This window comes from Streptomyces sp. NBC_00086 (assembly GCF_026343255.1).
Lineage (GTDB): Bacteria > Actinomycetota > Actinomycetes > Streptomycetales > Streptomycetaceae > Streptomyces.
In genome coordinates, this window is the sequence record NZ_JAPELZ010000001.1 from 1,179,713 (window position 1) to 1,201,441 (window position 21,729).

Consider the following 21,729-nt stretch of genomic DNA (forward strand, 5'->3'; position numbering starts at 1 on the left):
CGCGCTCCCTTCCCCGCACCCGATCCCGTGGCCATGATGCCGCAGCCCGCGATCCCGGCGGCACGGGCGCCGCGCACTCTAGAATCACGACGGCACCGGTCACAGCTCTACGGGGGGGCACACGTGGAACCCACAGCCATCGGCCTCAAGTTGGCAACGTCCGTGATCGGCCCGCTCGTCAGGAAGTTCTTCGTCTCGGACGCCCCGGGCGCGGGTCTGGTCGACAAGCCGGTCCGGCTCTCCGGATACGTCTCGTTCAAGGGTGAGAAGCGCACCCTCACCGAGTCCGACGTACGCACCCTGGCCGCCACCCTCGTACAGCAGGCCCTCAGCACAGGCGAACGCCGGATCCCGGCGGACGAGCAGGAGGCCGTCACCGACGCCCTCGCCGCGACCCTGCATGCCCTGGGCGACCTCACGATCACGGACGTCGACGCCGTCCGCCTCGGCCCGGAGGCCTTCGCCCGCGAACTGCGCCGCGCGGCCGACCGCCCGGAGCGCCACCTCTCGGCCGACGCCACGCACGTCTACGAAGCCCTGCTCGGCCTCGCCTCCCTGCACATCCTGGAGTTCTTCACCCAGCGCAAGACCTTCACGGCCCGTGCCCTGGTCAGCCAGACCCGAGCGATGGACGAACTCACATCAAAAACTGATGAGTTGATCCGCCGCACCCCGCTCCCCGACGCGGCGGACGTCGCGTTCGAGGCCACGTACCTGCCGTACGTGGCCAAGAAGCACTCCAAGCTCACCATCTACGGCATCGACCTCAGCAATTCACCGACGCGCTGGCCGCTGGACGTTGCCTACCTCAGCCTGGAGGCGGCGCCACTGGGGCGCACGGAGATCTCCTGGGACGCCTACGAGACCGCGGAGGACTTCCTCGCGGTGCAGCGGACCCTGGAACCCCAGCCCGCGGATCAGGCGCTGGCCCGCACCCCCCGCGTCCTCCTGCGGGGCGAGGCCGGTTCGGGAAAGACCACGCTCGTGCAGTGGCTTGCGGTCACCGCCGCACAGCAGGACCGCACGGACCTGCCGGCGTACCTCCGCGACCGGATCCCCTTCGTACTCCCCCTGCGCACGCTCACCCGCCACGGCGAACGGCTCCCGGCCCCCAAGGACTTCCTCGCCGCGATCGGCTGCCCCCTCACCGGCTCCCAGCCCGCCGGATGGGAGCACCGGGTGCTCACCGCCGGGCGGGGGCTGGTCCTCGTGGACGGCATCGACGAGATACCGGAGCCCGAGCGCGAGCGGACCCGTCGCTGGCTGCGGGACCTGATCGACACGTACGACGGCGACAACCGCTGGCTGGTCACCTCGCGCCCGTCGGCCGTGGGCCAGGACTGGCTCACGGAAGAAGGGTTCAGCGAACTGGCCCTGTCCTCCATGGGACGCGCCGACACCGCCACCTTCATCAAGCGCTGGCACGCGGCCGCCCGCGGCGGGGCCGAGTCCGCAGCCGAACTCGATGCGTACGAGGCCCAGCTCCTCACCGCCGTCCGCTCGAAGGCCGACCTCGGCATGTTGGCCACCAACCCCCTGATGTGCGGCCTGATCTGCGCGCTTCACCGCGATCGACGCGGCTATCTCCCTCACGGCCGCAAGGACTTGTACGAGGCCGCGCTATCGATGCTGATCAGCCGCCGCGACCGGGAGCGGGACATGAACGTCCCCGACCTCAGGGAGGAGCCTCAACTGGAGCTGCTCCAACGCCTGGCCTACTGGCTGATCAAGAACGGCCGTACGGAAATGGACCGCACCCAGGCCGAGGACATCATCGGCCGCGCCCTCCCCGCCGTCCCGGAGGCGGCGGCACTGGGTGATCCGTCAGCCGTCTTCGACCACTTCCTCCAGCGCAGCGGCCTACTCAGCGAACCGGCCCCGGGAACGGTGGACTTCATCCACCGCACCTTCCAGGACTTCCTGGGCGCGCGGGCCGCGGTCGAGGAGGGCGACTTCGGGCTGCTCGCCAGTCATGCCGCCGACGACCAGTGGGAGGACGTCATCCGCATGGCCGTCGCGCTGGCCCGGCCCCGCGAGCGGGTGACCCTCTTCGAGGGCCTGTTGAGCCTCGGTGACCGCACCGGAGACCGCCGCGTGCACCTCCTCGCCGCCGCATGTCTGGAGCACGCCACGACGCTTGAGCCGGCGGTCCGCGAAGCGGTGGAGGGACGCATCACCCGGCTGATCACGCCGCGCGACAGGTTCGATGCCCGCGACTTGGGTACTTGGGGGCCACTGGTCCTGGACCTTCTGCCCGGCCCCGACGGCCTGGACGAATCGGACTGCTACTACACCGTCATCGCTGCTTCCAGGGTCGCGTCCGATGCCGCCATACCCTTCTTGGCCCGCTACTCCGGACACCCCTCCCTCAAGGTGCGCAGCCAGCTCATGTGGGCCTGGTCCCGGTTCGACAGCGCCCTGTACGCGGATGAGGTCATCGCACACCTCGACCCGGACGGTCTCGACTACAGCATCACCTCCGACGCGCAGCTGCTCCATCTGGAGCGTCTGAACCTCCGCGCGAAGGCGCTGGACGTCAGGAAGGCCGTGTCCGTGGAGGCGCTCACGTCGCACCTTTCCCGGAACAAGATCACGAAGCTCCAGCTGACGAGTCTCCCGCTGACGGATCTGGAATTCCTGCGGGCCCAATCGGACCTCACATCGTTCTCGGCCCTCAGCTGCCCCGCACTCGCGGACCTTTCCCCTCTCATCGGGCTTCCGATCAGCCGCCTGGCCATCGAGGGCTCGACCACCATGGACCTGAGCCCGCTGAACCGGCTGCCGACGCTGACGCACCTCTGGCTCTCCGGCGGCGTACCGCTGGACTGGTCCCCGGAATCCCTCCACCCGCGCGCCCCCCTGCACCACCTGAACATGACGGAGGGAGCCGTCTCGGAGCAGGGCCTGAAGGGACTCTCCCGCTTCGCCGCCCTGACGTCCCTCACCTACCGGTCCGACCGGACATCCGCCGAGGACTGGCAGGAGATGGCAGAGCTGCCCGCACTCCGAACCCTCGCACTGGAGGCCGTCTCGCTGGAGACCCTTCCCCCGGACGTCGTCCTGGCACAGGTCACCGCCCTCGCCCTCCACGACGACGGCGGTACATCCGCCGCACAGCAGGTGCTCGACCGACTGCCGCACGCCTTCCCCGCTCTCGTCTCCGGTGTGTACTCGGGGGCCCTCACGCCCGGCCTCGACGTCTCCCCACTGGGGGACATCGTCAGCCTGGAGTCTTTCGATATCGACCTGCCCACCGACATGCTTCAAGGCGTCGCATCACTGCCCTCCCGCCTCACGATCTCCCAAGAGCGCTGACCAGACCTTCGGTCAGTCCGGATCCACTCGGGCCCCCGCCCTCCGGGTAAGGTGTCGGACCGTGGCTGATCGTCGAACGGCAATCATGGAAGGCGCCGCGCGGGTCATCGCCCGGCGCGGCGTCCGCGGCCTGCGCGTGGAGGAGCTCGCGGCCGAGGCCGGGGTGTCCACGGCGTTGATCTACTACCACTTCAAGGACCGCGCGGGGATCCTCCGCGCCACCCTGGAGTTCATCAACGACCGCGCCGGCCGGTACACCACGGAGCGGGACCCCGCCGATCCCCCGCTCGACCCCATGGGCGAGCTGGAGCAGACGCTCCTGCTGGAGTTCCAGGACGACCCCGCGGTACGGGAGAACAGCACGGCCTGGGGAGAGCTGCGGGCCAGCGCGGTGTTCGACCCCGACCTGCGGGAAGACCTCGCCGGCGCCACCCTCGTGTGGATCCAGGAAGTGAGCGAGCTGCTCGGGCAGGTCCGCCCCATGGCCGGAGCCGGCGCCCTGTCGAGTGCCGCCGAGCGGCTGACCGCCCTGGTGGAGGGGCTGAGCTCGCGCTGGCTCAGCGGCAGCCTGCCCCTGACGCACGCCCGTGAGCTGATGGTGTCGTCCATCGCCGCCGAGCTGGACCGCCTCTCCCGCGCCTGATCCCCCACCGCTGAGCTCCACTGGATCCTGAACCGGTCGGGACCGAACCGAACCGGACCGGACCGGTCACCTCAAGGGATCACGCACGTCGCGCGCCTTGACTGAATTTTCAGTCAGTGACAGAGTCTGGCCATGGCCGCTCTCGGCCGGCTCCCCCACGCGATCCGGAGGCTCATCGATGCCCGACTCCCCCGACGACAGCCGCTCCCTCCTCGGCCGGCTGTTCGGCTCCAACCCCTCCCGCAGGATCGTCCTGGGGGCCGCCGGACTCGGAGCGGCCGGGGTCGCGGTCGGCACCGCGGCCGCCGCGGTCCCGGGCGCGGTCCGGGCGCCGAGCGCGGGGGTGCAGCGCTGGCGGGTGGACCTCGACGACGTTCCCCACACCCGCACCTGGATGTCCTGGCCCTCGCGCTCGTCCATCTGGGGCGGCCGCGCGCTGGCCGGGGTCCAGGAGGACATCGCGCTGATCGCGAAGACGATCGCGCGCTACGAGCCCGTCATCATGTGCGCACCGGACTCCTCGACGGCCGCCACCGCCCGCTCCTGGTGCGGCCCGGGCGCGACCGTGACCACCGCCATCGGCACCGACGACCTCTGGATGCGCGATATCGCCCCGGTCTTCCGCCGGGACGGCCGCGGCGGGCTCGACGCGATCGGCCTGAACTTCAACGGCTGGGGCAACAAGCAGGCCCACTCCTACGACGCCCACGTCGCGGAGAGCGTCGCGTACGAGGCCCATCTCCCCTTCGGCAAGACCGACTTCGTCGGCGAGGGCGGGTCGATCGAGACCGACGGCGACGGAACCGTGATGGCCACGGAGAGCAGCCTCGTCAACAAGAACCGCAACCGGGGCTGGAGTCGCGCCGAGGTCGAGGACGCGGTCCTGCACGCGTACGGCGCCGACAAGATGATCTGGGTGCCGGGCATCAAGGGCAAGGACATCACCGACGACCACATCGACGTGACCTCCCGCTTCATCCGCCCCGGTGTGGTCATGGTCCAGGTGCCGCCGGCGAGCCGCGACGACGTCTGGGCGCGCGATGCCCGCCAACAGTTCGCGATCCTCTCGGCGGCCACGGACGCCCGGGGCCGGCGGCTGACCGTCATCAAGGTCGACGGTCCCGACACCGTGCGGTCGAAGAACCCCGATTTCGTCGACTCGTACATGAACTTCCACGTGGTCAACGGGGCCGTCATCACCGCCCAGTTCGGCGACTCCGTCAAGGACGCGGCGGCGAAGCGGACCCTGGCGGCCGCCTTCCCCGGGCGGACCGTGGTGCAGCTCGACGTCGACCGGCTGATGGCCGGGGGCGGCGGCATCCACTGCTCGACGATGGCCGAACCGCGCCCGTAGAGCCCGTAGAGCCCGCCGATGCCGGTACCGGCAGTTCCGGTACCGGCAGTACACCGGGGCGGTCCGCCCCGCCCTTCACAGATGAGGCCGTATGCGATGCGACTGACACCGACCGAGCGGGACCGGCTGCTGATCTTCACGGCGGCGGAACTGGCCCGCGCCCGCCGCGCGCGCGGCGTGAAGCTCAATGTCCCCGAAGCCACCGCGCTGATCACCGACACGGTGTGCGAGGCGGCGCGGGACGGCCGCCGGCTGGCCGAGGCGATCGCTGCGGGCCGCCACGCACTCAGCGCCGAAGAGGTGCTGCCGGGGGTCCCCGACGTGGTCACCTCGATCCAGGTCGAGGCCGTTTTCGACGACGGTACGAGGCTCTGCGTCATCGACGACCCCTTCCGGCAGGAAGGCTCGCTCGGGGCCGACGCCCCGGGCGCCGGTCTGCCGGGTGACGGCGAGGGCTACGGCCCCGCCGCGCCGACCGTGCGCCTGGCCGTACGGAACACGTCGAGCGTGCCCATCAGCGTCACCTCGCACTTCCACTTCTTCGAGTCGAACCCGCGCCTCGCCTTCGACCGCGCCGCCGCCTACGGCACCCGGCTCGCCGTGCCGGCCGGCTCCTCGGTGCGCTTCGACGTCGGCGCCACCGTCGTGGTGGACCTGCTGCCCATCGGCGGGGCGCGCGTCGCCATCGGTTTCGCCGGTCTCGTCGACGGCCCCCTCGACGCGCCCGGCGCGCGCGAGGCCGCCCTGGCCAAGGCCCGGGCCACGGGATACCTCACCTCGTACGAGGACAGCGCGAATTCGTCCAAGGAACAGGCACAAGGACAGGAGCAGGCATGAGCGGCAGCGTCTTCGACTCCGCGGGCTGCCACGGCCGACCGGGCGCCGCCCCGGCGGACAGCACCGACCCGCACGACTACATGACCGTCCACGGCCCCCGGGCCGGCGACCGGATCCGGCTCGGCGACTCCGGGCTCATCGTCCGGGTCGAGTCCGATTCGCAGAGGCCCGGGGACGAGTTCCTGGCCGGCTTCGGCAAGACGGCCCGCGACGGACTGCACCTGAAGGCCGCCGCCGTCCGCGACACCTGCGACATCGTCATCAGCAACGCCCTGGTCATCGACGCCGTCCTCGGCATCCGCAAGACCAGCATCGGCATCCGCGAAGGGCGCATCCACGCCATAGGCCGGGCCGGCAACCCCGACACCCTCGACGGGGTCGACGTCGTGGTCGGCACGGGGACGACCATCGTCTCCGGCGAGGGCATGATCGTCACGGCCGGCGCCATCGACACCCACGTCCACCTGCTCTCCCCGCGGATCATGGAAGCCTCCCTGGCCTCCGGGGTCACCACGATCATCGGCCAGGAGTTCGGCCCGGTCTGGGCGGTCGGGGTCAACTCGCCGTGGGCGCTCAAGCACGCCTTCAACGCCTTCGACGCCTGGCCCGTCAACATCGGCTTCCTGGCCCGCGGTTCCTCCTCGGACCCGGCCCCGCTGATCGAGGCCCTCGCCGAAGGCGGCGCCTCCGGCTTCAAGGTCCACGAGGACATGGGCGCGCACACCCGCGCCCTGGACACCGCCCTGCGCGTGGCCGAGGAACACGACGTACAAGTCGCCCTGCACACGGACGGGTTGAACGAGTGCCTGTCCGTCGAGGACACCCTGCGGGTGCTGGACGGCCGGACCATCCACGCCTTCCACATCGAGGGCTGCGGCGGCGGCCACGTCCCCAACGTCCTGAAGATGGCCGGCGTGGAGAACGTCATCGGCTCTTCGACGAACCCCACCCTGCCCTTCGGCCGGGACGCGCTCGGCGAGCACTTCGGCATGATCGTCTCGGCGCACGACCTGAAGGTCGACCTGCCCGGCGACGCCGCCATGGCCCGCGACCGGATCCGCGCCGGGACGATGGGGGCCGAGGACCTCCTGCACGACCTCGGGGTCATCGGGATCACCTCCTCCGACGCCCAGGGCATGGGCCGCGCGGGCGAGACCGTACGCCGCACCTTCGCCATGGCCGGGAAGATGAAGACCGAGCTCGGCCCGCTGGACGGCGAGGGCTCCTACGGCACGGCGGAGAGCGGCGACGACAACGAGCGCGTGCTGCGCTACATGGCCAAGCTGACCATCAACCCGGCCATCGCCCACGGCCTGTCCCACGAGGTCGGCTCCATCGAGGTCGGCAAGCTCGCGGACCTGGTGATGTGGTGGCCGGAGTACTTCGGCGCCAAGCCCCAACTGGTCCTGAAGGGCGGCTTCCCGGCCTACGGGGTCACCGGTGACCCGAACGCGTCGACCGACCGCTGCGAACCGCTGGTCCTGGGGCCCCAGTTCGGCGCGTACGGGGCCACCGCGGCCGACATATCCGTGGCGTTCGTCGCGGAAGCGGCCGTCCAGAACGGCGACATGATGCCCACCCGGCGCCGCCGGGTCGCGGTCCGCGGGACCCGGGGCATCGGGCCGAAGCACATGCTCCGCAACAGCCGCACCGGCAGCGTCGACGTCCATCCCGGCACGGGCCTGGTGTCGCTCGACGGGGAGCCGCTGGTCTCCGAGCCGGCCGACTCCATCTCGCTCGGCCGGCTCTACTTCCTCTGAGACGCGGCCCCTCGTACGGGCGGGCGGAAGTCCAGCATGCAGAACACCTTGTCGTAGCGGCGTTCGCCGACGGCGACGAAGCGGGGCAGCCGCCCGTACTCGGTGAAGCCCAGTGAGGCGTACAGCCCCAGGGCCCGGGTGTTGTCTCCTCGCGCATCCAGCGTGAGGACCTCGATCCCGGCCTTGCGGGCGTCCTCGACGAGAGCGGCGGTCAGCGCCCGGCCGAGCCCGAGCCCGTGGGCATCGGCGGCGACCGCGAGCTTCTCCAGGTCCGCGTGCGGCCGGTGCGTGGGGCGGCCGTAGCGCTGCCAGTACCCGAGCCCGACGAGCCGGTCTCCGAGGCAGGCGGCGCGCAGGGCCGCGTCCCCGTTCCGCACGGCGGCCACGACGCCGTCCAGCAGCTGCGCCACCTGGTCCGGCCCGGGCGGTTCGACCCAGCCCAGCGCGGCTCCCCCGGCCACCAGCTCGGCCAGGATCCGGTGCGCCGACGCGGCGAACCGGGCCGCCCGCTCCGGGTCGGACACCAGCTCCAGGGCGTCTACGATCACCGCTCCGGCGGCCCGGTCGGTCATGCGGCCAGTTCCCCGTCGATCGCGTCGGCGAGGAGCCGGCGCGCGTGGTCCAGGGGCAGCGAGCCGCTCAGCCACCGGACGCTGAGGCCTTCGAGGAGGGCCGTCAGGCGTTCGGCGGCGGCCGCGTGCTCGGGGGCCGTGCCGGTGGGGCGGGCCTGGGCGAGGAGGTAGGAGATCTCGTGGACCCAGCTGTGCGTGGCCTTGGCCACGTCCTCGCGCAGGTCGGGATCGAATACGGCGCTGGCCCTCAGCTCACCCCAGGCGGTGCTGTTCTCCCGTACCTCCGGGGCGTCCTGGAGTTCGAGGAGCAGGGTCCGCTTCAGTTCGTCGCGGGGGCTCTCCGGACCGTCCGAGCCGTCCTCGCGTTCGGCGGTGTAGCGATCGGCGCGGTCGCTGATGAACTCCAGCGTGCGGCGCAGGATCCCGGCGCGGTCGGTGAAGTGGTAGTAGATCAGCGAGGTGGACACGCCCGCTTCGGCGGCGAGCTCCCCCACCCGGAGCCCGCGCACGCCGCGGCGCGCGATCACTCGCGTGGCGGCTCTGAGTATTTCCGTTCGACGGTCTGACACGAAGGGTCACTCTACCCGTCGACTCCGTCACCTGGGGCTTTTCCTGACCGTAACATCAGGCACCCCTTTCCGGTGATACCGCCGTGATCATGCCGATTCAGGGGCCCTTCCGTACCCTGCCCGACACCCGGTGTGACCGTTTCCGCATCAGCTTGGCGAGAACCATTGACTGAATTTTCAGTTTGGTGGACGATGCGGGCACCCCTTACAAACACTGACTGAATTTTCAAACAGGAGTGGATCATGACCAGTTTCCGCATGCCGGCCGAGTGGACGGACCACGAGGGCTGCCTGATGGCGTGGCCGACCCGGCAGGAGCTGTGGGGCGACGTCTTCGACGAGGTGAAGGTCGAGTACGCCCACGTCGCCAACGCGATCGCCGCCTTCGAGCCGGTCACCATGGTCGCCCTGCCCGGCAGCGGCGACGAGGCCCGCGCACTGTGCGGTGAGGGCGTCGAGGTGATCGAGCTCCCGATCGACGACTCCTGGTTCCGGGATTCCGGGCCGATCTTCGTACTCGGTGAGGACGGCCGGCGGGCGGGCGTGGACTTCCGCTTCAACGCCTGGGGCGGCAAGCACTTCCCCTACGACACCGACGACAAGATCGCCGGGGCCCTGCTGACCCACCTGGGCGTGGACCGCGTCGACTCCCGGATGATCCTCGAAGGCGGCGCGATCACGGTCGACGGCGAGGGCACGCTGATCACCACCGAGCAGTGCCTGCTGCACCCGAACCGCAACCCGGACATGACGAAGGAGGAGATCGAGGCCGAGCTGATCGCCCGCCTCGGTGTCACCAAGGTCATCTGGCTGCCGTACGGCGGTCTGCTGGACGTCGAGACCGACGGGCACGTGGACGGCGTCTGCGCCTTCGTCGCCCCCGCCACCGTCGTCGTTCAGCTCCCGAGCGACCCCGCCCACCCCGACTTCGAGCGCATGCGCGTCAACCGCGCCGTCCTGGAGGGCTCCACCGACGCCGCCGGCCGCCCCTTCACGATCATCGACCTGCCGCAGAGCAACCTCGTCGAGGTCGACGGCCGGGAGACCGAGGTCGGCTACCTGAACTTCTACATCGCCAACGGCGGGGTCGTCGTCCCGGTCGCCGGCACCACCGAGGACGAGGGCGCCCTCGCCGTCATCGCGTCCGCGCTGCCCGGCCGCAAGGTCGTCGGAGTCCGCTCGCGCGTGATCGCGTACGGCGGTGGCGGCGTGCACTGCATCACCCAGCAGATCCCCGCGGCCGGCCGCACCGTCTGACCGGCTCGCCCCCTTCGCCGTGCCCGGGCCGGCGGCCCGCATCCGAGCCTCCCCTCCTCGACCCGCTCGCCGCCTGCCCGTACCTCCCCGCCCCGCATGGAAGAGAGAGCACCGATGCCCAGATCCCTTCCCTGGTCCAGAGCCGCCAGGTCCTCCGGTCGCACCGACGCCGCCGGCGTCTCCCCCGCCCCCCGGTCCACGCCCCGCCGCTCCACGCCCCGCCGGTTCGCGCTGCCCGTCGCCGCGCTGGCCGCCCTCGGCATGGTCGCCGCGTGTTCCGGCCCGCCCAAGGGCGACGGGAGTCAGAAGGGCGCCTCCTTCAAACTGTCCGCCGGCACCCCCGCCGCCGCGGGTGAGATCGACTCCTTCACCTGGGCCGTCTACGCGGAACCGCCGACGCTGGACTACATCTCGGCCTTCGACTACCCGGCGAACACGATCCTGTCGAACGTCTGCGAAAGCCTGATGCGGTGGACCCCGCAGCTCACCACGGCTCCGGGCCTGGCCGAGAAGGCCACCAACCCCAACGACCTGACGTGGGTCTACGACCTGCGCCCCGGCGTGCGCTTCCACGACGGCGGCACGATGACCGCCGACGACGTGGTCTTCAGCCTGGGCCGTCAGATGGACCCGCAGAACGGGGCCGCCTGGAACAGCAACTTCTCCAACGTCGAGGCGGTCACCAAGACCGGCCCGCTCCAGGTGACGGTCAAGCTGAAGCAGCCCGATTCGCAGTTCCCCCAGTACATGGCGACCGCCGCGGGCGTCGTGTCCTCCAAGGCCGGGGTGCAGAAGGCGGGCGAGGACTACGGCACCACCGGCAGCCTGGACTGCACCGGCCCCTTCAAGCTGGGCACCTGGAACAAGGGCCAGTCGATCGAGCTCCAGCGCTTCGACGGCTACTGGGGCACCAAGGCCAAGTCCGCGAAGGCCGTCTTCACCTTCCTCACCGACCCCAACGCCCGCACGAACGCCCTGCTGAGCGGCGAGGCCGACGGCGGCTACCTGATCCCCACCGAGAGCTACGACCGGCTGCGCGCGAGCGGCGCCGGCACGCTCTACTTCGGCGAGGGCCTCAGCACCGTCAACGTCAACGTCACGAGCATGAAGGGCGCGCTCGGCGACGTCCGCGTCCGCCGGGCCCTGTCCCTGGCCCTGGACCGCCGCGGCTTCGTCAAGGCGGGCCTGGGCGGCGCGGGCACCGTCACCAGCTCGCTCACCACCAAGGCGGTCTGGGCCGGCGCCCCCGCCGCCGCCCGCGCGTCCGCCTTCGACAACCTGCCCTCCCCCGAGCAGAACATCGACGCGGCCAAGCGGATGATCGAGGAGGCCGGCGCCACGGGCAAGACGCTGACCGTGGCCACGAGCTCGATCGGCCAGGACGTCTCGGTGCTGGCCACCGCGATCCAGGACGCCGGCACCAGGATCGGCCTGAAGATCGAGCTGAAGACCATCGCCCCCAACGCGTTCACCGCGCTGTTCACCGACCCCGCGGCGCGCGAGGGCATCGACATGTTCCCGGAGACGTACTACGACTCCATCACCGACCCGATGGACCTGCTGAGCAACTTCCAGACCGGGGCCTACCAGAACTACGCCGGCTACAGCGACGCGTCCTACGACTCGCTGGCCGACAAGGCCCGCTCCGCGTACGACCCGGCCAAGCGCTTCTCGGCGGCCGCCGAACTCCAGAGGAAGGCCTCCGACCAGGTCCTCTGGATCCCGGTCGCCGAGTGGCCGACCGCGGTCTTCCTGAACAAGCGGATCACCGGCGCGCCCACCACCATCTCCTACCTCTACTCCCCGTGGGCCGCGAACATCGGGGCGGCCGCGCGATGACCTTCCTGCGCTTCGCCGTACGCCGGCTGGCCGAAATGGCCGCCACCCTGCTCTGCGCCTCCTTCGTGATCTTCGGCGCTCTGTACCTGGCTCCGGGCAATCCGGCGAGCTTCCTCCTGGGCGGCCGCTCGGCCTCCCCGGAGGCCCTGCAGGCGATCAACGAGCACTACCACCTGGACGACCCCTTCGCGGTGCGGTACCTGAACTGGCTCGGCCAGGTGGTGCAAGGCGACTTCGGCCGCTCCATCACGTACCGCACCGACGTGTCGCGGCTCCTCGCGGACCGGCTGCCCAACACCCTGATGCTGATCTCGATGGCGCTCGTACTGGTCCTCGTGTTCGGGCTGCTCCTCGGCTGGATCGGCGCCGTCCGCGGCGGGGCCGCCGACTCCGCGATCCTGGTGACGACCACCGTCGCCATCGGCACCCCGTCGTTCGTCGCGGCGGTGCTGCTGCAGGGCCTGTTCGCCGTGAAGCTGGGCTGGTTCCCCACCGGCGGGGCCGGCGAGGGATTCGGGCAGATGCTGTGGCACCTGACCCTGCCCGCCATCGCCCTGGCGCTCTACCTGATCGGCATGCTCGCCCGGGTCACCCGGGCCGCGATGGTCGAAGTCCTCGGCCAGGAGCACGTCACGGTCGCCCGCAGCCGGGGCGTGTCCACGAGCCAGGTCATCCGGCGGCACGTCTTCCGCAACGCGCTGGGCACCGTGCTCACCACCGGCGGGCTCATCGTCTCCACACTGCTGGTCTGCACCATCCTGGTGGAGTCGGCGTTCAGTGTGGGCGGCATCGGCCAGCTCCTCGAACTGTCCACCACCACCAAGGACTTCCCCACCGTGCAGGCCATCTCCCTCATCATGGTCGCGCTGTTCATGACGGTGAACCTCGTCGTCGACCTGCTCCATCCGCTGGTCGATCCCCGGGTCACCCTCGGCCCCGCGAAGAAGGCCTCGTGAGCTCCGTCCTGGTGCGCCGGCCGGGCCTCGCCCGGCTCCGGACCTCCCGCGCCCCCCTCTCCCTGTTCTGTGCGGGCTTCGTCGCGCTCGTCGTCCTCGTCGCACTGCTCGCCCCCTGGATCGCGCCCTACGATCCCAACTCCGTCGACCTGGGCAACGCCCTCGCGGGCCCTTCGGCCGACCACCTCCTGGGCGTCGACGCCTCCGGGCGCGACACCTTCTCCCGGCTGGTCCTGGGTGCCCGCACCTCGCTGCTCGGCCCGCTCGGCGTGGTCGCCTTCTCCACCGTGGCCGGCGTGGCGATCGGCACCGCCGCCGCCTGGCGGGGCGGCTGGCTGGACTCGGTGCTCTCCCGCAGCACCGAGCTGGTCTTCGCCTTCCCCGGCATGCTGCTGGCCATCCTGATCGTCTCGGTCTACGGCGAGGGCCTGCTGGCCCCCGTCATCGCCCTGGCCATCGCCTACCTGCCCTACGTCAGCCGGCTGACGCGTTCCCTCGTCCTGGCCGAGCGTTCCCGGCCGTACGTGGAGGCGTACCGGGTGCAAGGACACTCGGGGGCGCAGATCTGCCTGCGCCACGTGGTCCCCGCCGTCATGCCCGTCGTCCTCGCGCAGTCCGCGATCAACTTCGGCTACGCCCTGATCGACCTGGCCGGCCTCGCCTTCCTCGGGCTGGGCGTACCGGCCCTGACCCCGGACTGGGGCCGCATGGTCTTCGACGGCAACGCCGCCATCCAGGCCGGCTACCCGCTCGCGTCGATCGTGCCGTGCGCGGCCATCGTGCTGACCGTGGTCGCCTTCAACGTCGTCGGCGAGGCCTGGGCCGACAAGGTCTCCAGGAGGGACCGATGAACACGCCGAACCCACCGACACCGCCGAATCCGCTGAACACCCTTGAGATCGAGGGCCTGCGGCTGCACCTGCCGGGCGCCGTACGGCCCGTCCTCGACGGCGTCGGGCTCACCGTAGGCCCCCGGGAGACCGTGGCCCTGGTCGGCGAGTCCGGCTCGGGCAAGAGCCTGACCTCGCGCAGCGTGCTGCGACTGCTCCCCGACGGGGCCCGGACGGAGGGCGAGGTCCGGGTGGCCGGTGACGACGTACTCACCATGTCCCCGGGCCAGTTGAGGGTGCTGCGCACCAGCACGGCGGCCATGATCTTCCAGGACCCCCGGGCGGCGGTCAATCCGATGCGCCGCGTCGGCGACTTCCTCACCGAAAGCCTGCGGCTGAACGCCAAGGCGAGCAAGGCGGTCGCCGAGGAACGGGCGGTGGCGATGCTGGAGGCCGTCGGCCTCACGGCGGGCGCCCTGCGCAAGTACCCCGGGCAGCTGTCCGGCGGCATGCTGCAACGGGTCGTGATCGCGGCCGCGTTGATGGGCGACCCGGCCCTGATCCTCGCCGACGAACCCACCACGGCACTGGACGTCACCACGCAGGCCGAGGTGATCGGCCTCCTCGGTGATCTGCGCGAACGCTTCGGAACGGGGCTGCTGTTCGTCACGCACGACCTCGGCCTCGCCGCCGCGATCAGCGACCGGGTGTACGTGATGTACGCGGGCCGGATCGTGGAAACGGGCCCGGCCGCCGAGCTGTTCGCCCGGCCCCGTCACCCGTACACGACGGCCCTGCTGAACTCCACCCCGCGCCTGGACGCGCCCCGGGGGCGGCTCGCCGCGATCGAGGGCCGGCCGCCGAGCCTGCGGGAGGAACTGAGCGGCTGCCCGTTCGCCGCGCGTTGCGTACTCGCGACCGACGTGTGCACGCGTGAGGCGCCGGCCCTGCTCCCGGTCGCCGGTGAGCCGGCCCGGCTCGCCTCCTGCCACCACGGCGACCTGATCGCCGAGCAGGAACGCGAACGGGAGCGGGCGGGGACCCAACGGACGGGGACACAGCGGAAGGAACTCCACCCATGAGTACCGCTACTGACACCAGCGCCGGCACCGCGCCGACCGCGACGAAGACCGTCCTGGAGGTCCTGGGCCTGCACCGGACCTACGGGAGCGTCCGGGCCGTGGACGACGTGTCGTTCCGGCTGGCCGCGGGCGGCTCCCTGGGCATCGTCGGCGAGTCCGGTTCGGGCAAGACGACCACGGCCCGCATCGTCGTGGGTCTGGAGCACGCGGACGAGGGCCGGGTGCTGATCCACGGCCGCGACCGGGGCGAGCACGCGCGCGGCAAGGCGCGCCGCCTCGCACGGGCCCGTGAGGTCCAGATGGTCTTCCAGGACCCCTTCTTGTCCCTGGATCCGCGCACCACCGTGGGCGCGGCCCTGCGGGAGACCCTCGCCCTGCACTTCCCCGGCACGGACCACGCGCGCCGGATCACCGAACTGCTCGACCAGGTCGGCCTCGGCTCCCGCGAGGCGGACGCGCTGCCCCGGCAGCTGTCGGGAGGACAGCGCCAGCGCGTCGCGATCGCCCGCGCGCTGGCGGTCGAACCGGCCGTCCTCGTCCTCGACGAGGCCGTGGCCGCGCTGGACGTCTCGGTACAGGCCCAGATCCTGAACCTGCTCTTCGACATCCGCGAACAGACCGGCATCGGCTACCTGTTCATCACCCATGACCTCGGCGTCGTGCGCTGCGTGACCGACGACGTGATCGTCATGCGCAGCGGCCGGATCGTCGAGTCGGGCCCGACGCAGCAGGTGCTCGCGGCCCCCCAACACCCCTACACGCGACTGCTCCTGGAGTCCGTACCCCGCCCGGGGTGGGATCCCCGGAGCATCGCCGCCGCTCGTCGCGCCCTGTGAGGGGGGGTCGCGGGTGCGTCAGCGCCCGCGACCCATCGGCTCACCCGTTCCACGCCATCGCGCATCCACGCTTGACGAAACGGAGATCAGAGATGAACGAGCACGTAGCAGGGAAGCTCGACAGACGAGGGTTCCTGGCCGCGGCCGGCCTCACGGCCGCGGGCGCCGCGCTGGCATCGGTCGGCGGGCAGGCCTTCGCGGCCGGCCGGCCGGCGGGCGCGGCCGCCGGTGCCTTCTCCGTACCGTGCGAGACCGTCCGGCACACCCGGACCTGGATGGCGTGGCCCGACAGGACCTCCATCTGGGGCAACAAGCTCTCCGGGGTGCAGGCGAACATCGCGCTCATCGCGAAGACCATCGCGAAGTACGAACCGGTCGTGATGCTCGCCAACCCGGCGAGCGTCTCCAAGGCGAAGAGCGCCTGCGGGACGTCGGTCACCGTCATCAGCACGATCCCCGTCGACGACTGCTGGATCCGTGACACCGGCCCGGTGTTCCGCACCAACAGGGCGGGCGGCCTGGACTCGTTCGGCACCAACTTCAACGGCTGGGGCAACAAGCAGAGCCACGCCAAGGACGCCCTGGTGGCGCGCCGTGTCGCCGCCTACGCCGGGGTGGCGTTCAGCACCACCTCGTTCGTCGGCGAGGGCGGCTCGGTGGAGACGGACGGCGCCGGCACGCTCATGGCCACGCGCAGCTCGCTCATCAATTCCAACCGCAACCCCAACATGAGCCAGGCACAGCTGGAGGCGGGCATGTGCGCCGCCTACGGCGCGTCCAAGGTGATCTGGTTCAAGGGGATCTCCGGCCAGGACATCACCGACGACCACGTCGATGCCACGTCCCGGTTCCTCGAAGAGGGCAGGGCCCTGGTGCAGATGCCGCTCGCGAGCGACAACGACATCTGGGCCAAGGACGCGCGCGAGCAGTACCAGATCCTGTCCACCTCCACCGACGCCCAGGGCAGCCCGATCGCGGTCACCAAGCTCCAGGGCCCCGACTACGACAAGATCCGCTCCACGAACCCCGACTTCGTGGCCTCGTACGCCAACTACTACGTGTGCAACGGTGCGGTGATCTCCTCGCAGTTCGGTGACACCAGGGCCGACGCCGCGGCCAAGGCCACCCTCCAGCAGCTCTTCCCGGGCCGGGTCGTCGTGCAGCTCAACACCGACAGCCTCGGCGCGGGCGGTGGCGGCATCCACTGCGTGACCCAGCAGCAGCCGGTCGCGTAACCGCTCCCCCGCACGTCCGGTCCCCCGCTGTCCGGGGGGACCGGATCGCGCTGCGGGGCTACAGCGCCACGTCGTCCCAGGCCATCGCGCTCATCCGCCAGCCTTCGGGCGTCCGTACGTACTGGGTGGTCTTGTGGCCGGTGCCCTCGAACCACGTTCCGTCGAGGTACCCGGACTTGCGGTACTCGCTGAACCGGTGCGCGACCGAACCGAAGACCTCGGTCCGCTCGGCGACCTCCCATTCGCGGAACTCCGTCAGCGTCCCGTCGGTGAGGATCTTCTCCCGGGGCTCGATGAAGCCGTCGAGGTCGTAGATCACGGGCTCGGCCCCGACGTTCTTGATGATCATCCCTTGCGGGATGAACACCTCCCGGACGGCACCCAGATCCGGCCGCCCGCCTCCGGCGTTGGTGAACGCCCCGAGGAAGATGCTCATCAACCGGTCCAGTTCGGCCTTGACTTCGGACACGCGTACCCTCCCGAGGGCGAAGATTCCCGGCCGATCTTCGCCTACCCCCGGCACCAGGGCAATGACCCGGGCGGGCGGACCGCGGGCGGACCCCAGGGCGCCGGATCACGTCCGCATACAACGACAGAGCCGGTCGAAGCGACGTTACGTCGCTTCGACCGGCTCTGTGCGGTCTACTGACCTCTGTGTCCGAGGGGGGACTTGAACCCCCACGCCCGATAAAGGGCACTAGCACCTCAAGCTAGCGCGTCTGCCATTCCGCCACCCGGACTAGGTGGTCGGCCCCGGTTTCCCGCGGCGACATGGACAACAATAGCAAAGGTTCGGCGGGGTTCCGACCAGGTATTTGGCCCGGCCCGAGTCCGACGCGCCGCGCTGACCTGCGGGCATGCCCGGGGCCCGGCACGCGGGCCCGGCCGAGACGTTCCGTCTCGCGAGCTGGGTCCATCCTCCGGGCGCCGCGCGCCGGGCCGTCAGCCCGCCGGGCGGGATCGCCGTCCCTCCCGGGTCGCACGACGGAGCACCGGGGGCTCCCGAATGCTGATACCCGTTGGACAGCGACGGTCCGAGGCGATCGGATGGGCGCCGCATGTTTGAGTCCAGGGGGGAATCACATATGGAATCCGAGCATCGCGTCAGCACGCTGGAGCTCTTCTTCGACCTCGTCTTCGTCTTCACCATCACCCAGCTGACGGTGCTGCTCGCGGACGACCTCACCCTCCGCGGCGCCGGGCGGGTGCTGCTGATCTTCACGGTGCTGTTCTGGATGTACGGCGGCTACGCGTACCTGACCAATCAGGTACCGCCCGACCGGCCCGTGCGCCGCTTGCTGATCCTGCTCGCCATGGGGGCGTTCCTGGTGTGCGCCCTGGCCGTCCCGACGGCCTTCGGGGACGGCGGGGTCGCCTTCGGGCTCGGTTACCTGGTCGTCGTGATCACGCACAGCGCGCTGTACAGCCAGGCCCACGGGCGCGGGGTGCTGTGGTTCGCGCTGCCGAACGCGCTGTCCGCGCTGTCGGTGACGGCCGCCGGGCTGTTCGACGGGGCGGCGGCCCTCGGGCTGTGGGGGCTGGCGCTGCTGTTCCAGTTCGTCACTCCCGCCATCTCGCGGCGGGCGACGGCCTCGGGGGCCGAAGCCGCCGAGGGGACGACCATCGAGGAGCAGCTCGGCGGGATCGGCGCCGCGCACTTCGTGGAACGGCACGGGCTGCTGCTGATCATCGTGTTCGGCGAGTCGATCATCGCGGTCGGCATCGGGGTGGGCTCGCTGCCGCTGACCTTCGGGATCATCGTCGGCGCGTTCCTGACACTGGCCGTCGGGGCCGCGCTGTGGTGGATGTACTTCGTGCGCGACGAGGGGCGCGCCGAGCACGTTTTCGCGGGCTGCCCCCCGGACCGGCGTTTCAAGCTGGCGCTGCGCGCGTACTACTACTGCTTCATCCCGATGCTGCTGGGCATCGCCGCCTTCTCGGCGGGCGTGAAGAAGAGCATCGGGCACCTGGGCGAGCAGCTGCCGGCCGGGCCCGCCCTCGCGCTCGCGGGCGGGGTCGCCTGCTATCTGGCCGGGGACGTCGCCTTCCGGCTGGTACTGGGGATCCGGCCGGTACGGTTCCGCGCGCTCGCGGTGGTGCCCGTACTGGCGACCGCCGCGGCGGGCATGCGGATCGGCGCGGTCTGGCAGCTGACCGCGCTGGTCCTGGTGCTCGTGGCCGCGCTGGCGGCGGAGTCCCGCGCCTCGGTCCCCGGCCCCGTGGGGGACCAGGCCGCGGCGGGGAACGCCGCGGGCTCCGGCCCCGTCGTTACGGGCAGCTGATGACCTGGCCGGCGTAGGAGAGGTTGCCGCCGAAGCCGAAGAGGAGGACGGGCGCCCCGGAGGGGATCTCGCCGCGCTCGACCAGCTTGGACAGGGCCATCGGGATGGAGGCGGCCGAGGTGTTGCCGGAGTCGACGACATCGCGGGCGACGACGGCGTTGACGGCGCCGATCTTCGCGGCGAGCGGCTCGATGATCCGCAGGTTCGCCTGGTGCAGGACGACCGCGGCCAGGTCCTCGGGGGTGATCCCGGCCTTCTCGCAGACCTTGCGGGCGAGCGGGGGGAGCTGGCTGGTGGTCCAGCGGTAGACGGACTGGCCCTCCTGGGCGAAGACCGGCGGCGAGCCCTCGATGCGGACCGCGTTGCCCATCGAGGGGACCGAGCCCCACAGGACCGGGCCGATACCGGGCTCCTCGCAGGCCTCGACCACGGCCGCGCCGGCGCCGTCGCCGGTCAGGACGCAGGTGGTGCGGTCGTTCCAGTCGGTGATCTCGGTCATCTTGTCGGCCCCGATGACCAGCGCCCGGGTGGCGGCGCCGGCCCGGATCGCGTGGTCGGCGGTGGCCAGGGCGTGCGTGAAGCCCGAGCAGACGACGTTGATGTCCATCACGGCGGGGCTGGAGGCCATGCCCAGCTTGGCCGCGACACGGGCGGCCATGTTGGGGGAACGGTCGATCGCGGTGGAGGTGGCCACGAGGACGAGGTCGATGTCGTCCGGGGTCAGACCGGCGCTCGCGAGTGCCTTTCCGGCGGCCTGGTAGGCCAGCTCGTCGACCGGCTCGTCGGGTCCGGCCATGTGCCGGGTCTTGATCCCGACGCGGGATCGGATCCACTCGTCGTTGGTGTCCACCATGGCGGCGAGGTCCTCGTTGGTGATCACCTTCGAGGGTTGGTAGTGCCCTAGCGCCACCACGCGTGAACCGGTCATGGGCGGGGTCCCCCCTTGTAAGGCAGTCAGGATTTACCAGCTTTGCCTGCTACTGATGGGTACAGGGGCGCGTGACCCGACAGGATTCAGTGCCCGGAATTTGGAGCTTCCCGAGGGTCCTCCAGCCGGGAACGGGAACCGGAACGGATCCGGGAGAATGGGTGCTCCAGGCGATAGGAATGGCCGGTCGACGGCAGAACAGGTGGACTGATCACATGGGACGGGTCACCGAACGCCGTCGCGTCGTCCGGATTCGGGGCGGCGTGGCGGGGGCCCGGGCGGACACGCTGGTGGCCGAAGAACCGCTGGAGATACGGCTGAACGGCAAACCGCTGGCCATCACGATGCGCACCCCGGGTGACGATTTCGCGCTGGCCGTGGGTTTCCTGGCCAGCGAGGGAGTCCTCGCCTCGGCCTCGGACGTCCGGGCCGTGACCTACTGCGAGGGCGCCACCGAGGACGGAACGAACACCTACAACGTGGTGAACGTCCAGCTCGCCGCCGGAGTTCCGGTGCCGGACATCACGCTGGAGCGGAACGTCTACACCACCTCCTCCTGCGGCCTGTGCGGGAAGGCCAGCCTGGACGCCGTGCGCACCGCGACCCGCTTCCCGGGGCTCGCGGACGACCCCGTACGGGTGGGCGTGCGGCTCCTCGGGGAGCTTCCGGACCGGCTGCGCGCGGAGCAGAAGGTCTTTGAGCGCACGGGCGCCCTGCACGGCGCCGGGCTGTTCTCGGCCGGGGGCGAGCTGATCGACGTACGGGAGGACGTGGGCCGGCACAACGCGGTGGACAAGATCGTCGGGCGGGCGCTGCAAGCCGGTCGGCTGCCGCTGACGGGTTCGGTGCTGCTGGTGTCGGGGCGGGCTTCCTTCGAACTGGCGCAGAAGGCGGTGATGGCGGGCATCCCGGTGCTGGCGGCCGTTTCCGCTCCGTCCTCGCTCGCGGTGGACCTGGCGCTGGAGTCGGGACTGACGCTGGTCGGGTTCCTGCGGGGCGGGGACATGAACATCTACGCGGGCGAGGAACGGATCGACCTGACGGCGTGAGCCGCGGCCCGGCGGGGCGCGGACGGGACGGCGGGGCGCGGACGGGGCGGCGGGGGCCGTCGTACGGCCCCCGCCCCTTCCCCGCACGGACTACTTGTCGGCCAGGTGCCCCGCGCCGGTGTGCCGGGTGCCCGCCGGGGCCTCGATGGTCTGGCTGTACCGGTTGTCCTTGGACGCGGGCTCGATCTTCTTCGCGGCCACGTGCGGGGTACCCGTCGGGGCCTCGATCGTGTGGCTGTGGGAGGAGCCGTCCTTGGCGGCGCCGTTCTGGTTGTCCGCGGCGCTCGCGGCTCCACCGAGGGCGAGCGTGGCGAGCAGGGCGGCGGCGGAGACTGCGGCGATGCGCTTGTTGAGCTTCATGAGGTGCTCCCTGGTGGTTCGGGGT

At 71.1% G+C, this 21,729-nt stretch carries 19 protein-coding genes and 1 tRNA gene; 14 read left to right on the forward strand and 6 right to left on the reverse strand.

The features are described 5' to 3' along the window. Positions 1-123: 123 nt before the first annotated feature. The 5 genes from OG276_RS05410 to OG276_RS05430 all read left to right on the forward strand — a co-directional run bounded on the left by OG276_RS05410 (position 124) and on the right by OG276_RS05430 (position 7,909). Positions 124-3,315 (forward strand): NACHT domain-containing NTPase, encoded by a 3,192-nt coding sequence (locus tag OG276_RS05410; protein WP_266903258.1) that lies wholly within the window; start codon positions 124-126, stop codon positions 3,313-3,315. Positions 3,316-3,376: 61 nt separating this feature from the next. Next, positions 3,377-3,958 (forward strand): TetR/AcrR family transcriptional regulator, encoded by a 582-nt coding sequence (locus tag OG276_RS05415; RefSeq protein ID WP_266903259.1) that lies wholly within the window; start codon positions 3,377-3,379, stop codon positions 3,956-3,958. A gap of 178 nt (positions 3,959-4,136) precedes the next feature. Beyond that, positions 4,137-5,312, forward strand: coding sequence for an agmatine/peptidylarginine deiminase (locus OG276_RS05420; RefSeq protein WP_266903260.1), 1,176 nt, complete (start codon positions 4,137-4,139; stop codon positions 5,310-5,312). 96 nt (positions 5,313-5,408) lie between these two features. Then, the gene (locus tag OG276_RS05425; RefSeq protein WP_266903261.1) at positions 5,409-6,149 is read left to right on the forward strand and encodes an urease subunit gamma; all 741 of its coding nucleotides are present in this window, start codon (positions 5,409-5,411) and stop codon (positions 6,147-6,149) included. Positions 6,150-6,229: 80 nt separating this feature from the next. Then, positions 6,230-7,909 carry an urease subunit alpha gene (locus OG276_RS05430; protein ID WP_266912545.1) on the forward strand — a complete coding sequence of 560 codons (1,680 nt, stop codon included), beginning with the start codon at positions 6,230-6,232 and terminating at the stop codon, positions 7,907-7,909. Here the strand turns inward: OG276_RS05430 and OG276_RS05435 are convergent. Beyond that, entirely contained in the window at positions 7,897-8,481 is a 585-nt protein-coding gene (locus tag OG276_RS05435) for a GNAT family N-acetyltransferase (RefSeq protein WP_266903262.1), read from the reverse strand. The genes OG276_RS05430 and OG276_RS05435 overlap by 13 nt on opposite strands. Then, complete coding sequence (locus OG276_RS05440) at positions 8,478-9,050, reverse strand: TetR/AcrR family transcriptional regulator (protein ID WP_266903263.1); 573 nt, start codon at positions 9,048-9,050, stop codon at positions 8,478-8,480. The genes OG276_RS05435 and OG276_RS05440 overlap by 4 nt, the downstream gene beginning before the upstream one ends. Positions 9,051-9,293: 243 nt before the next feature. On the opposite strand from OG276_RS05440, the gene OG276_RS05445 reads away from it, so the two are divergent. The 7 genes from OG276_RS05445 to OG276_RS05475 all read left to right on the forward strand — a co-directional run bounded on the left by OG276_RS05445 (position 9,294) and on the right by OG276_RS05475 (position 17,085). Continuing rightward, positions 9,294-10,307, forward strand: coding sequence for an agmatine/peptidylarginine deiminase (locus OG276_RS05445; RefSeq protein WP_266903264.1), 1,014 nt, complete (start codon positions 9,294-9,296; stop codon positions 10,305-10,307). Between the two features lie 114 nt (positions 10,308-10,421). Continuing rightward, positions 10,422-12,146 carry an ABC transporter substrate-binding protein gene (locus OG276_RS05450; RefSeq protein WP_266903265.1) on the forward strand — a complete coding sequence of 575 codons (1,725 nt, stop codon included), beginning with the start codon at positions 10,422-10,424 and terminating at the stop codon, positions 12,144-12,146. Further along, positions 12,143-13,102 carry an ABC transporter permease gene (locus OG276_RS05455; protein WP_266903266.1) on the forward strand — a complete coding sequence of 320 codons (960 nt, stop codon included), beginning with the start codon at positions 12,143-12,145 and terminating at the stop codon, positions 13,100-13,102. The genes OG276_RS05450 and OG276_RS05455 overlap by 4 nt, the downstream gene beginning before the upstream one ends. Further along, positions 13,099-13,953, forward strand: coding sequence for an ABC transporter permease (locus tag OG276_RS05460; protein WP_266903267.1), 855 nt, complete (start codon positions 13,099-13,101; stop codon positions 13,951-13,953). Before OG276_RS05455 ends, OG276_RS05460 begins: the two co-directional genes overlap by 4 nt. Next, positions 13,950-15,014 (forward strand): ABC transporter ATP-binding protein, encoded by a 1,065-nt coding sequence (locus OG276_RS05465; RefSeq protein ID WP_266903268.1) that lies wholly within the window; start codon positions 13,950-13,952, stop codon positions 15,012-15,014. The genes OG276_RS05460 and OG276_RS05465 overlap by 4 nt, the downstream gene beginning before the upstream one ends. Then, complete coding sequence (locus OG276_RS05470) at positions 15,011-15,850, forward strand: ABC transporter ATP-binding protein (RefSeq protein ID WP_266903269.1); 840 nt, start codon at positions 15,011-15,013, stop codon at positions 15,848-15,850. The genes OG276_RS05465 and OG276_RS05470 overlap by 4 nt, the downstream gene beginning before the upstream one ends. Positions 15,851-15,942: 92 nt before the next feature. After that, positions 15,943-17,085 carry an agmatine/peptidylarginine deiminase gene (locus OG276_RS05475; RefSeq protein ID WP_266903270.1) on the forward strand — a complete coding sequence of 381 codons (1,143 nt, stop codon included), beginning with the start codon at positions 15,943-15,945 and terminating at the stop codon, positions 17,083-17,085. A gap of 58 nt (positions 17,086-17,143) precedes the next feature. Here OG276_RS05475 and OG276_RS05480 read toward each other — a convergent pair whose 3' ends face one another. Then, the gene (locus OG276_RS05480; protein ID WP_323182402.1) at positions 17,144-17,521 is read right to left on the reverse strand and encodes a DUF4440 domain-containing protein; all 378 of its coding nucleotides are present in this window, start codon (positions 17,519-17,521) and stop codon (positions 17,144-17,146) included. A 219-nt stretch (positions 17,522-17,740) separates the two neighbouring features. After that, a tRNA-Leu gene (locus OG276_RS05485) sits at positions 17,741-17,825 on the reverse strand. Positions 17,826-18,170: 345 nt separating this feature from the next. Between OG276_RS05485 and OG276_RS05490 the strand changes: the two genes are divergently transcribed. Then, positions 18,171-19,367, forward strand: a complete 1,197-nt coding sequence (locus OG276_RS05490) for a low temperature requirement protein A (RefSeq protein WP_266903272.1) — start codon at positions 18,171-18,173, stop codon at positions 19,365-19,367. Here OG276_RS05490 and OG276_RS05495 read toward each other — a convergent pair. Beyond that, positions 19,354-20,295, reverse strand: coding sequence for a beta-ketoacyl-ACP synthase III (locus tag OG276_RS05495; RefSeq protein WP_266903273.1), 942 nt, complete (start codon positions 20,293-20,295; stop codon positions 19,354-19,356). The two genes, OG276_RS05490 and OG276_RS05495, sit on opposite strands and share 14 nt — an antisense overlap. A gap of 215 nt (positions 20,296-20,510) precedes the next feature. Between OG276_RS05495 and fdhD the strand changes: the two genes are divergently transcribed. After that, on the forward strand, positions 20,511-21,344 hold the full coding sequence (gene fdhD / locus OG276_RS05500; protein ID WP_266903274.1) for a formate dehydrogenase accessory sulfurtransferase FdhD: 834 nt from the start codon (positions 20,511-20,513) through the stop codon (positions 21,342-21,344). Positions 21,345-21,434: 90 nt separating this feature from the next. On the opposite strand, the gene OG276_RS05505 is transcribed toward fdhD, so the two are convergent. After that, positions 21,435-21,704, reverse strand: a complete 270-nt coding sequence (locus OG276_RS05505; protein WP_266903275.1) for a hypothetical protein — start codon at positions 21,702-21,704, stop codon at positions 21,435-21,437. Positions 21,705-21,729: the final 25 nt, after the last annotated feature.